13 protein-coding genes are annotated in these 12,374 nt (G+C 40.9%); 5 read left to right on the top strand and 8 right to left on the bottom strand.

Annotated features, from left to right (window positions below; genetic code table 11):
* Positions 1-429: 429 nt before the first annotated feature.
* A complete protein-coding gene (locus BMW59_RS14955; RefSeq protein WP_093053958.1) occupies positions 430-1,140 on the top strand; it encodes a DUF421 domain-containing protein in 711 nt (236 codons plus the stop codon).
* Between the two features lie 204 nt (positions 1,141-1,344).
* Positions 1,345-1,707 (top strand): cyclic-phosphate processing receiver domain-containing protein, encoded by a 363-nt coding sequence (locus tag BMW59_RS14960; protein WP_093053960.1) that lies wholly within the window; start codon positions 1,345-1,347, stop codon positions 1,705-1,707.
* A gap of 290 nt (positions 1,708-1,997) precedes the next feature.
* Here BMW59_RS14960 and BMW59_RS21825 read toward each other — a convergent pair whose 3' ends face one another.
* Both BMW59_RS21825 and BMW59_RS14965 read right to left on the bottom strand, forming a co-directional pair.
* Positions 1,998-2,162 (bottom strand): hypothetical protein, encoded by a 165-nt coding sequence (locus BMW59_RS21825; RefSeq protein ID WP_177174364.1) that lies wholly within the window; start codon positions 2,160-2,162, stop codon positions 1,998-2,000.
* Positions 2,163-2,490: 328 nt separating this feature from the next.
* Positions 2,491-2,964 (bottom strand): DUF302 domain-containing protein, encoded by a 474-nt coding sequence (locus BMW59_RS14965; protein WP_093053962.1) that lies wholly within the window; start codon positions 2,962-2,964, stop codon positions 2,491-2,493.
* Positions 2,965-3,164: 200 nt separating this feature from the next.
* On the opposite strand from BMW59_RS14965, the gene BMW59_RS14970 reads away from it, so the two are divergent.
* On the top strand, positions 3,165-3,395 hold the full coding sequence (locus tag BMW59_RS14970) for an SHOCT domain-containing protein (RefSeq protein WP_093053964.1): 231 nt from the start codon (positions 3,165-3,167) through the stop codon (positions 3,393-3,395).
* Positions 3,396-3,525: 130 nt separating this feature from the next.
* Here BMW59_RS14970 and BMW59_RS14975 read toward each other — a convergent pair whose 3' ends face one another.
* The 6 genes from BMW59_RS14975 to BMW59_RS15000 form a co-directional block, all read right to left on the bottom strand.
* Positions 3,526-4,695 carry a TraB/GumN family protein gene (locus BMW59_RS14975; protein ID WP_093053966.1) on the bottom strand — a complete coding sequence of 390 codons (1,170 nt, stop codon included), beginning with the start codon at positions 4,693-4,695 and terminating at the stop codon, positions 3,526-3,528.
* Between the two features lie 524 nt (positions 4,696-5,219).
* The gene (locus BMW59_RS14980; protein ID WP_245733134.1) at positions 5,220-6,467 is read right to left on the bottom strand and encodes an MFS transporter; all 1,248 of its coding nucleotides are present in this window, start codon (positions 6,465-6,467) and stop codon (positions 5,220-5,222) included.
* A gap of 213 nt (positions 6,468-6,680) precedes the next feature.
* The gene (locus tag BMW59_RS14985; RefSeq protein WP_093054081.1) at positions 6,681-7,049 is read right to left on the bottom strand and encodes a VOC family protein; all 369 of its coding nucleotides are present in this window, start codon (positions 7,047-7,049) and stop codon (positions 6,681-6,683) included.
* Positions 7,050-7,305: 256 nt separating this feature from the next.
* Positions 7,306-7,680: a DUF1667 domain-containing protein gene (locus tag BMW59_RS14990; RefSeq protein WP_093053968.1), complete on the bottom strand. Its 375-nt coding sequence runs from the start codon at positions 7,678-7,680 to the stop codon at positions 7,306-7,308.
* Positions 7,677-8,948 carry an NAD(P)/FAD-dependent oxidoreductase gene (locus BMW59_RS14995; RefSeq protein WP_093053970.1) on the bottom strand — a complete coding sequence of 424 codons (1,272 nt, stop codon included), beginning with the start codon at positions 8,946-8,948 and terminating at the stop codon, positions 7,677-7,679. Before BMW59_RS14995 ends, BMW59_RS14990 begins: the two co-directional genes overlap by 4 nt.
* A gap of 23 nt (positions 8,949-8,971) precedes the next feature.
* Positions 8,972-10,474: an NAD(P)/FAD-dependent oxidoreductase gene (locus tag BMW59_RS15000; RefSeq protein WP_245733136.1), complete on the bottom strand. Its 1,503-nt coding sequence runs from the start codon at positions 10,472-10,474 to the stop codon at positions 8,972-8,974.
* A gap of 657 nt (positions 10,475-11,131) precedes the next feature.
* Here BMW59_RS15000 and BMW59_RS15005 point away from each other — a divergent pair.
* Together BMW59_RS15005 and BMW59_RS15010 are read left to right on the top strand one after the other, a co-directional pair.
* Entirely contained in the window at positions 11,132-11,860 is a 729-nt protein-coding gene (locus tag BMW59_RS15005) for a GntR family transcriptional regulator (protein ID WP_177174365.1), read from the top strand.
* A gap of 14 nt (positions 11,861-11,874) precedes the next feature.
* Positions 11,875-12,360, top strand: coding sequence for a TRAP transporter small permease (locus tag BMW59_RS15010; RefSeq protein WP_177174366.1), 486 nt, complete (start codon positions 11,875-11,877; stop codon positions 12,358-12,360).
* Positions 12,361-12,374: the final 14 nt, after the last annotated feature.

The following is a 12,374-nucleotide window of genomic DNA, read 5'->3' on the forward strand; positions in this document are numbered from 1 at the left end:
ATTCAATTCTCAGAACCAAAGATATGACTTATCCAACTACACAAACTTATGAAAGTGGTGGTTTGGATTCTTCTGTATAAAATGAATAGAGTCCATTTTCTCTTCCCGTTAAGGCAGGGTTTTACGCGTATGATTCCTCTTTCAGGGAAAGAATTATTTGACCATTTAATTGGGCTCTGCTTTTTATTAAAATATACCCAATATTAAGTAGTTCCACAGTCTTTTCATCGATTACAGCAGGTTTTTTATATTATTTTGTTAAGTTACTCAATAAAAACTATTGATTTTTTTGATAAATGAAATTACTGGATAAATATAAGTGAAAATACATAGCCTACATTTTAACTGTAAAAAGAGTGATGATATGCCGGAGATAGGATAGTCTTCGCTATTTAAATCAATCTAAACTATTTCAGCAGGTGACTATACATGACAGAGATGCAAGAGATTATTTTACGGACAGGGCTTGCTTATGCTGCCTTTTTAGTAGTGGCACGGTTCCTTGGTACACAAACGTTATCGCAAATGACGCTTCATGATTTTATTGCGGCTGTGACACTGGGCGGAATTACGGCAAATTTAGCATTTAATACTAAAATCAGTTCCATTAATATTCTCATTTCATTAGTTCTTTTTGGGATAATTGCCTTATTAATTACTTTGGCTTCTCTTAAAAGCAGGAAAGCGCGGTACTGGCTGTCAGGCCATCCCACAGTACTTATTCAGGATGGGACTATAATGGATAATAATATGAACAAAGCAAAATATACGCTCGATTCTTTAAATCAGGCGATGAGAGAAAAAGATGTGTTCAATATAGATGAAGTTGAGTATGCGGTTTTGGAGCCTGACGGGCACTTATCACTTTTAAAAAAACCACCTTTCCGCCCTGTCACTAAACAGGATTTAAATATTCCCGCCAATAGCAAAGAGTTTTTCCCTGTGGAATTAATTATGGACGGAAAAATAATTCATAAAAATATTAAAGAAAATAATCTGTCATACAGCTGGTTAACTGAGGAAATAAATAAACACGAGTGCACTGTGGAAGATGTTTTTTATGCAATCAGGGGAACAAACGGGCAGTTATTTTTCGATTTTTATAAAGACAGAATAAACTCCCCGGTTGATAAAGAATAAATTTAACCTTCAAACTATTGCCGTGGACGAATTTATAAACATTTACACTTCCTTCTGAGGAGGCTCGTTTTATTTTCTATAAAGGCTATGATCTTTGACGAAACTATTATTTTGCTCTCCCCCCTACCATTTAAACCCATTTATATGTTACACTGGGAATTAAGTGGCAATCACCTCTTGACTCAAAGGAAGGAGGAACTGAATATGGATAAAATAAGCGTTTTTCTTGATGATTACCGTGAAGCTCCTGAAGGTTTTATTCTTGTCGAGACAATCGACCAATGTAAGGAATTACTTCTGAATTATGATATCAATCATCTCTCTTTAGACCATGATTTAGTAAGCAAAACGAGGAACGGCCTTGTGCTAGTGCAGATGATGGTGAAAGAAAATCTTTACGCTGACAGAATTACAATCCATTCTGCTAATGCTACAGGCGGAAAAGCTATGTATGAATCGTTAAAACAGGCAAAAAATAACTTCACTATGCCCCGGTCTGTAACTTTATCATTACGCCCTCTCCCACTCCGAAATTACTCTCATCGAGCGCTCCAACACTATCAGTAATAATAGATGCTCCTTAAACCTTCTCTTATAACTCCTAAATGAATAAATTAAAAACGTCCCCTGACTTTGCCTTCATTAAATTAATGCAAATACAGGGGACTTTATTTTGGTTAAATATGCTCTAACTTAGCTATATACTCTTGGCACACGGTTAATTAATATCGCTTTGGAGTGTCTTAATACAGCTGTCATCTCCCTTAATAGGAGTTATATTGGTGACCAGGCGTTTGCTCCAAAAAGAGGGTCTTAAAGGTATATTAGATTAACAAGACAACCATTGCAGTTAAATTCTATTCATATACATCGTCAGCATGGTCATATCTGAGTTCTTCAGAATTTATTTGGTCTTTGTGGTCCTTTTTAGGTGCCTTTTTAATATCAGCCATATCTGTTCGGTTTAAATCTTCATTAATTGCCGGCGCGTCTTCACGTTTAAATTTTTTATCATCAGACATAGGAATCCTCCTGTTAATATTTGTTTCTTCTATTCTGCCCACGGTGATACCTTACAATGTAACTGAGCAGAAAATAAAATTATGAAGCTGCAAGGAAGAAAGAGGCGGCGGAAATCACTAAAAAAGACCTTGAGAGGTGCTTACCAATCACCTTTCAAGGTCTTATTAGTTTTTAATAAATTTAGGGATTTTGGATTTTGTGGCAGACCAATGTTTACCAGCACTTCCCTCAGCACTTCATGCATCTTTTTCACATTGCCGGACTACAGGCACGCCCTCTTTTTTCTCCTTACGACTATATCCCTTCCTACAAGAGTCCTTTATAGGTTTATTTTATAATTTTCTCAATAATTTCTTCTGTTTCTTCTGCTGCTTTTTGCATGACCTCATTAATGACTCCTCCGAATGGACGGGCCATTAACGTTGAATTCATTCGTGTAACGTAGGTGTTACCATCGCTTTTTTCATAAATTGAAATACGGCAAGGCATTAACGGTGAAACAATACGTTCATCATCTAACTTTAAAATTTCTGCAGAATATTTTGAAGAACAAAGTTCAAATATTTTAATTGAAATGACGTCATGCCCATGGCCTTCCAGAATCTCCTGCATGTCATGGCTGCCAGCTATACTCCAGCCCGCTTCTCTCACTTCCTCTTCAAACACTTCCACTGTTTCATCAAAGCTGTATTTACTCTCATCTTCTACCATCATAAGTTCCGGGGCTGCTTGATAAATAAATATGAATGCTATTAATAAACCGGCAACGGCCCCGATAACTCCTATTAAAAGTTTACTCATAAATGTAACCTCCCAGTATTTTATAATACCCTATTGGGTATTATAATTATATACCCAATAGGGTATATTGTCAACTAGGGACTTGGAGGCAGTCAGGAAATTAAGGGCAGAAATTATAAAATTGAGTTAGAAGCAATCATGTAAGTCCTCCACAAGGTTATGTTTAAACAGATACACCCTGCGGTGAGGAGGAAATAGATATGATGAACGGTGAACCAGGTGGAGGATTTTTCGGGTTTGGCTTCTTTACTCTTCTTTTAATAATAGCTGTCATAGCTCTTATCATATGGATGGTCATTCCTAAAAAGTCTACGGGAACATTTAACAATTCGGGTGAGAATTCATTAGAAATATTAAAAAAAAGACTTGCTAAAGGAGAAATATCTGAAGAGGAGTATGAACGTCTAAAAAGAAAACTTGAGTATGATTAATAAGGAATAGATACCCCGCAGGCTAAAACTTTCATTTTGAGATGATCATCCAGTTCAGCTAATAGTCAGTGCCCTATAAAAAGAGCAGCCAAATAAATTGGCTGCTCTTTTTAACAAATAATGTTAAGATTTAAGTTAAATTTTGTATGAACAGGCGGATGACGTCTGCTCCTCCGATCATTGATCCTATCGTGCTTCCAATATTACTCAACATAACAACGAGTAAAATACGAGTCACTTTATTATCTTTAAAACCTTTCAAGGTATAAACATCTTCTGACAGACTTTCGAAATCTCCAACACTCGGACGCCGGTAATACGCCTGGGCGATACCTGCGAACCAGCCAGCAGCGAGAACGGGGCTGAGCGAACTTAAAGGAGAAACAACAAAAGCGGTAGCAATTGCAGCGGGATGCCCAAAAGCAAGCAGGGCGCCGAGTGCTGCAAACGAGCCGTTCCAAAGGAGCCAGGCGATAATTTGCTGCATGCCTGCTGCCGGGTTCATATACAATGTAAAAGCAATGATGCTGATAATTACAACAGGAATCGCCCAGGCAAGTATTTTAGGAACTTTGGATTTAGGGGGCCTCTCGCACAGTGCTTCCAGATCATGCTCATTATTAAGTTCTTTTTTTATGCCGGGTACGTGGGCAGCCCCGAGTACAGCCACCACTTTGTCGCCAGGCGCGTTTTTAATTTTTTGTGAGAGATACTGATCCCGTTCATCTATTAAAGGAACCTTTAACTTAGGAAAGGTGTTTGTAAACTCTTTAAGCGCTGAGTTCAGCATATCCTCGGTTTTCATCTGTTCGAGTTCTTCTTCACTGATTTCCTCGTTGTTAATAATGCTTCCAATGACAGCAGTAATCAGCTTCATTTTTCCCCATAAACCAATTCCCTGCCAGATGCGCGCAAAGGTGATCTGAATATTCCGGTCAGCAAGAACGATTTCAGCTCCGTGTTCATTGGCCGATTCAATCCCCTGAATCATTTCCTGGCCAGGCTTAATGCCGAGCTGTTTGGCCGCCCTTTTTTGAAAGGAGGATATAAGCAGGTTCATTAAAAGAGCTGTCGCTTTCTTATCTTTAATGACTTTAAATATATCCATGTTCTTCCATTGGTTGTCATCCATAATGGCCTTATATCTTTGCTCGTCCAGTTCCACACAGACTGAGTCTGGCTTTTCGGCTGCAATAACTTCTTTAACCTGCTCCGCGCTGTGTCTGGAAACATGAGCCGTCCCAATAAGAATTAGTTCTTTGCTGTTAATATTCAATCTTGTAATGTTTTGTTCTGACATATAATTACCTCTGTTAACTTAATATTTTCTTCCAATTGAGCCGTTATTTAAAATATCTATCTTTGGAAAAATAGGTGTGCTGATAGAACAGCGGCTGAAAATGCTATTTCCACTCTTCCTGTATATAACTGATAGGTTTATTTAATGAAAAAGTGATCGATTTCACAAGAAATCCAGATCAGTTATTTACGGTGCCATACCGTTACTGCTTCAGGCAGTGCGGTATGACTGGCTCTAACCAAATGAGGTTTTTTAAGCTTTGCAAATCATTTGTCTCTTTAATTCGTCCGCACCCTTTACTATGTAATTTGCTGAGTTTATTAAATACGAAATCAGCCCACCCTTTCTATTCTACCATGAAAGTGCCCTTCTGTTTATTCGTACGGTTATATATTTTTATGACTTCCGTTGTCACTGTAACAAGGTTGAGCTGTATAGGGCAACGTTTTCTGCTTATGAAAAAGTTGCACACGGCCAAAATAGGGTCTGACCCCAATTTGGCCGTGTGCAACAATTTTGGGAGGTTAGATACTTTCCCCTGCGGCTTTTTTCTTATCTTCGTTTAAGTTTTCACGGTTCTTTTTATTAATAAATGGGATGACTTTAAAATTAACAATCATGACGTTAATCATTAAAAGGATGGCCGAAGCGATGAATAAGCTCCGAATGCCTGCAATGGAAGCAAGCCAACCTCCTCCTATAGGTCCGATCATTGTACCGAGATACATAAAACTGTTCGAAAAACCGTACGTTCTGCTTTCCATCCCTTTTGGAGCTAAATGACGGAGAAGTGAGTTGATTGAAGGCAACAATCCGCCTAAACACAGTCCGAGCAAAAAGCGGAATATCAGAAGTGTCCAGTAACTTTGGACAAATGCCTGGGGAAAACTGATAAGCGCAGCCCCCAGAAGGGCAAAGACCAATACGTACTGATGGCCTTTCCGGTCACTGAGCCGCCCTAACAGCGGGCTTGCCGACATATTCGCAAACCCCATAACTGACATAGCCAGCCCTGCGTAAAAGGCCAGGTTTTGAGAAGTTGTCAGCTCCTGTACGAATAATGATAATAGAGGGTTAATCCCAATTAGTGCACATTGGACAATAAAAAAGACAATATACAAAGATAAAATCGGCGAAGTAGAAGCGATTTTTTTGAAATCCTGCAGTGTATTTGTTTTTACTGTTTCAGTTTTTCTTTCAAATTTTTCTTTAACTAAAAACAAGACACCTAAAGCAGCAATAAGTATGGTCACTCCTGTTACGTAAAAAATCATGCGGAATCCCATTAAATCGGCCATTACTCCTCCAAATAGCGGTCCGCATATTCCTCCTGCTACTGCGCCGGCCTGAAGCATTCCGAGCGAGTAGCCCATTTGTTTTTTCGGTGTACTCATCGATATTAACGCAATGGCGGCGGGAATAAATCCAGAGATCATCCCGTTTAGAAGTCTTAGAAGTAATAATGACCAGGGGCCTGTAGCGAAGCCTGTAAGCGTCAAAACGACTGCCATGCCGAAGCCGGATCTCAGGAGCATCGATTTACGTCCGTACTTATCAGCGAGCTTACCCCATAAAGGGGCAAATAAAAACGCGGTTAAGAAATTCGCGCCAAATATCAGTCCTGACCAGCGGCTGACGGCTTGCGAATCCGTCACTCCCAGCTCCTGCAGATAGAGAGGCAAAAACGGAATAATCATCGTCATCGCTGCCATCACAAAGAACTGACATACCATTAGAATATACAAATTTCGTTTCCAGTTTGTTTGATCCACTTCAATTCACGTCCTTCTCGTTACCCCCATTATATATTTCGCAAACCGAAGTTTTCAAGGGCATACGGAATAAACTGGGGGTCAGACCCCCCAGTTACTGGAAAAAAGCGAGCGCCTTAAATTTAAAGGCACTCGCTAATTAATTATCTATTATAGAGAATGGTTCCACATGCAGGATCAGTTTACTCGGGTGAACGTGCCTCTAACACATGCTCAGCTGAGAAGTTCTTTTATCATTTCTACCCTGTTTCCAAATGGATCTCTGAATTCAAAACGTTCATAGCCTGGGATAGGGACGGATTCAATAATTTTAATGTTTTGCTTTTCTAATACTTTTTTCCAGTAGGTAATGTTCTCAACCTGATAAGCCAGATGTGCTTTAGTGGATAATCTGTCAAAACCGTCTTCAGTTCCTACATGCACTTCCTGATTGCCAACTCGTAGCCAAAACCCTCCGCGGCCTTTAAGAATTTCAGGTTTCTCTAATTCAGGGAGTCCTAAAACCTTGCAGTAAAAACGTCTGCCTTCCTCTTCGCTCCCCTTTGGCAGCGTGATTTGAGCGTGATGTAATCCTGTGATCATAACCTTTTCTCCCTTCGAATAAATCTTTAATAATCCTTCCTTCATATTACCATACATTTATTTCCTGTTATTTTATGTCTTTTTAAAAAAAGGTGGTTAAATAATCACATTTAAAGGTTTTGGTTCACCAGGCAAAACAGTTTTCACTTATGGATGCTAGCCTGTCCCGCCCAGCAAGTGCAGGCTCCAAATACAGGTTTAAGCAACTGACAAAACCTGGGGGGACAGACCCCCCAGGTTGACCCCCCCCAGGTTTTTACACTTTATCAAGGCTTCTTGTGGCAATAATATCTATGCCGAGTCCCTGGAAATCTTCCACGACTTTTTCGCCGCAAAGGACGGGAGCTTGGAGTTGCACAGTATTCAGTACTTTCATGCACTCAAAGATACTGTCTTTCGGAACAGGTTCGGACGTTTTTACAGGCACCCTCGGCAGATGAGCCCCTTCGACCTTTACCGTTGTGGTGACCATCCTTGTCGGGTTTGTCATTTCTTCAATCCCGTATTTTTCGCCCCGCTTACATGTATTTCCGCGGACGATAAAAGACACAGCGCCATCCTCCGAAACCTCTATTACTTCTAAATGGCAGCCGATTGGACATGTGATACAGGTCAATTCTGTCATATTCATTGGGCAACTACCTCCTCTACTGTCACATTTACCGTCAGTGTGCCGTCCTGAATTTTTTCAAGGTCTTTCGCTTTTAACTTGACCGATTCCATCTCCGCAGGCGCAAGGTGCCTTTTTTTAACAGATTTAATTGTCTCTCCGTTATTTTTAATCACAATACGCGCATTCTCATACACGTTATCGACACGGAACATAAGCGTCAGCTTACCGTCTATATTATCCTTCTGTATATGATGCGGAACGATATAACGGACCCCGTCTTCCGCTTCCGTCCGGATCGGCTCGTCACTTGCTGACAACTCTCCTTTTACATACTTGGCAGCATGCTTTCCTGCCCGGCAGCTTTCTTCAGTGACCCAGTCTACCAGATCGTGAACATGGACTACATTACCACAAGCGAATATCCCGGGGACCGATGTTTCCATTGATTCGTTAACAACAGGTCCTCCTGTCAGCGGATTAATCTCGACACTTGCTTTTTTGGAAAGCTCGTTTTCAGGGATCAGGCCGACTGAAAGAAGGAGTGTGTCACACGCGATTACCTGTTCTGTTCCTGGAATCGGCCGCTTATCTTCATCTACCTTTGCAATGACCACTTCTTCGACCCGGTCCTCGCCTCTTACTTCTGTGACTGTATGACTTAACCGCAGCGGGATATCATAATCGTTCAGGCACTGGACAATATTCCTTGCAAGTCCTCCTGAGTAAGGCATAAGCTCAACCACAGCATGAACATTTGCTCCTTCAAGAGTCATCCTTCTGGCCATCACTAACCCGATATCACCGGATCCCACGATCACCACATCTTTTCCCACCATATACCCTTCCATATTGACAAACCGCTGCGCCGTCCCCGCAGTATACACACCTGAAGCCCGGGTACCCGGAATATTTATGGCGCCTCTCGTTCTCTCCAGGCAGCCCATGGCCAGGACTACGGCTTTAGCTTTGATCTGAAAAAAACCGTCCAGTGTATTTACCGCACTGATTAATTTATCTTCTGTCACGTCGAGCACCATCGTGTCCAGTTTATATTCAATTGAGAGATTCTTTAATTTTCTGATAAACCGCTCGGCATACTCCGGCCCTGTCAACTCCTCTTTAAACGTGTGAAGCCCGAAGCCGTTGTGTATGCATTGCTGAAGAATACCGCCCAGTTCTCTGTCTCTTTCCAGAACCAAAATAGACTCTACTCCGTTTTCCCTTGCTTCAATAGCTGCAGCTAAACCGGCCGGTCCTCCACCGATCACAACAAGATCGTAATTCATTCGACTTCCCCTCCTGAAATGTATTATACAAATTCTTTAGCTGGTGCTTTCGTTTCCCCTGTTAACAGATAAGATTCTTTTTTGTCTTTTACAATAGAAGTAATATCCACGTTCATTTCCCTGGCCAGAATCTCCATCACACGGGGAGCGCAAAATCCTCCCTGGCATCTCCCGGCACCCGCTCTCACTCTCCGTTTCACTCCGTCTATTGTTTCCGCCCCTGCGTTACGGTGAATCATATCGACAATATCTCCCTCTGTGATATTTTCACACCTGCAAATAATCCGTCCGTAGCGCGGATCGTAATTAATAAGCCTGGCTTTCTCTTCCGCCGGCGCTTCAATAAAACGGTTAACAGGTCTCCGGCTCGGTATAAAATCCATGTCTTCAACCAAAAGCCCGTGATTCTCTTTAACCATTTGAACGACTTTTTCCGCAATGGCGGGGGCTGCCGTTAAACCTGGTGAATCAATAGCCGCTACATTAATAAATCGAGGACTACCTGCGGGCTCATCTATAATGAAATCATTATCAGGAGTTTTTGCTCTTAACCCTGTAAAGGAAGTAATCACTTTATGGAAAGGGAAATCCGGTAGCACCTTCATTCCTTTTTCTCTTAACTCCTGCATGCCTTTCCTCGTCGTTTTCACATTATTCCGTTCTTTCGGCCCATCAGATGTCGGCCCGATCAGGAAGTTTCCTTCCACTGTCGGCAGGGCGACAACTCCTTTTCCTTTATCTGAAGGCGGCTGGAAAACAATCGTGTTTAAATAGTCGCCTGTAGATCGGTCAAATAAATTGTATTCTCCAGCAAACGGGAGAATTTCAAAATACGGCTCGTTGACGAGATTGTTTATTTTGTCAGCATACAACCCGGCGCAATTAATTACGTAGCGGCTTTCAATCACGTTTTCGCCGGCGGTCAGCCTGTATCCGTGTGGTGTTTTTTCTATGGCTGTCACTGGGCTGTTAAGAAGAATTTCGACACCGTTATCTGCCGCGTTCTCGGCTAAGGCAATCGCTAATTCGAAAGAGCCGACGATGCCTGCCGTAGGGGCATAAAGGGCCGCGATGGCCTCCTGTGAAAGGTTGGGCTCCCGATTAAGGACTTCTTCGCGCGAAAGGATCTCCAAGCCTTGAACACCATTTGCTTCTCCCTGCCTTTTTAAAAATTTAAGATGGGCAAGGTCCTGTTCGTTAAAGGCAGTAACGAAAGAGCCGATTTTCTTAAAAGGCACATCCAGCTCTTTACAAAGCTGTTCGTACAGGGCATTCCCCCTCACATTCGTTTCCGCCTTGAGTGTCCCGGGTTTGCAGTCAAACCCGGCATGAACGATTGCACTGTTTGCTTTCGTTGTTCCATTTGACACATCATTTTCCTTATCCACCAAAACTGTCTTTAATTCATACTTTGCAAACTCCCGGGCAATTGATGTTCCAACAATTCCGGCTCCGATAATGGTTACATCATACATAAATCCATTCTCCTCTCCATTTCCTGAATAGACACTGGTAATGACAATCATTTAACGCTGGCAGCAAAAACTTTAATAAGGTCGCCTGACAGTTAGTCAGCGTGTGACCCTCCTTTTTAAGAGATACAAAAAAATCGCACGAAACAAGCCTAAGGGGTTCTTAGACGCGTTCATGCGATTCTCCTAATCTCTGCATTAATTTATTAAGTTACATTAATCATATCATGAAAAATAGGCTGTCCGACCATTCCGCATGCCGATTTCATAAAAGCGACACAATTTGCACACCAATTGCAGCCTCCTTGATTAAAAACTGTTTCAGTTAATTTAATTGACATCATTTCTTTTGTAATGACAAAGTTATTTTTTGTTATAAAATACTAAAATATAGAAAAACTGCATCAAGTAAATTAGTTCCAGTTTTCTTAAATTTATTATCCAGCCATATAATTACTCTTCATCTGTCCCTCTCCTACCTTCAATCACCCGATTGTCTCTAATAGCTTCTCCTTAAAGGGTCATCCCAATTTCCTCCTTGTAAACTCAACTTACTTTAAAAATAATTCTACAAAAATAAGCCAAAAAACTAAGTTTTAAAAATTGTCAGAATATATTGACTTATGTCGAATAGAGCCGTATTATACACCTTATCACCACTTTGTAATGACAAAGTAAAAGTTAGTAATTATATTAGTTAGGATGATGATTATGAACAAGCCGCTTCACATGACTATATTTGAAGATATTTATACAAAAATAAAGTCCAATTACTACCGCAAAGGGAGCCTTCTCCCGACTGAATCTGAATTACAAGAGATTTACGGGGTGAGCCGATCTCCAGTGAGAGAGGCATTAGGGAAACTTAAAACTGAAGGATTTATTGTAAGAAAACCCGGCATTGGAAGTATTGTAGCTGATACGTCCGTCTCTGCTCCCTGGACGCCTATGGGCGGCTTCAGCGCTAATTTTAATGAAAAAACAGCAGACGTCGATTGTAAAACAGTGACTGTTTCGAAAGTTTTGGCTGAAGACTATATTACCAAGAAATTTAACGCAGAAAGCTCCACCCCCCTAGTAAACGTGACTCGTGTCAGGCGGGAAAACAAGATACCAATTTTTTTACTTTTTCACTATTATCTTGAGGCAGATATGAAACAGATTAAAGAAGCAGGCGACATCTTTTATATGAGGCAATTTGCCTCAGAGATCTTAGGTATTAATTTTGAGTATGTCAGCGAAGAAATTAAAGCCGTACAGGCAAACAGTGAAGTGAGTTATCTTTTAGATGTTGATGAAGGATACCCTTTACTGCAAGTCCAGCGGACCTCCTTTGATGCTGATTATAAGCCTGTAGAATTTGTAGAGTATTATGTGAAAACGGAAAATTGGCCATACAAGATTACCTTTAATAAAAATAATCTTAATAACATGCCTTGAGAGGAGGGATAAAATTGAAGAAACACCGGGATGCAGCTTTTTTCTTACGCTATTTATGCAGTTTTTTTCTTCTCGCTATTGTTCTTATTACATTAGCCCAGGTATTTTCCAGATTTGTTTTAAACAGCCCGTTCATTTGGGCAGATGAGCTTTCGAGATTTTTACTCGTCTGGATGGTATTTATAGGTGTAGGAGCCGTGTCTTTTGATGATCGACACTTGGCTGTCAATCTGTTTCAGGAAATGATGTCTCCGAAAGTAAAGTTAATCTCTGACATTATTATGAGGGGAATCATTATTATTTTTCTCATCGTGGTTGCCTATACGTCCATCGATATTGTGGTAGCAGCTCACAACTCATCAACTGGAGCTTTGAGTATCCCCTTCTCTTTTTGGAGAGTTGCTGCACCAGTAGGAGCTGTGCTGATGATCGTTTTCACCATCATCCGTACAATTAATGATATTAAAGATTACAGAACTGCTGAAACTGAGCACTCTTAAAAGGAGGTGAATTG

The organism is Salipaludibacillus aurantiacus, assembly GCF_900111295.1.
Classification (GTDB): Bacteria; Bacillota; Bacilli; order Bacillales; family Salisediminibacteriaceae; genus Salipaludibacillus; species Salipaludibacillus aurantiacus.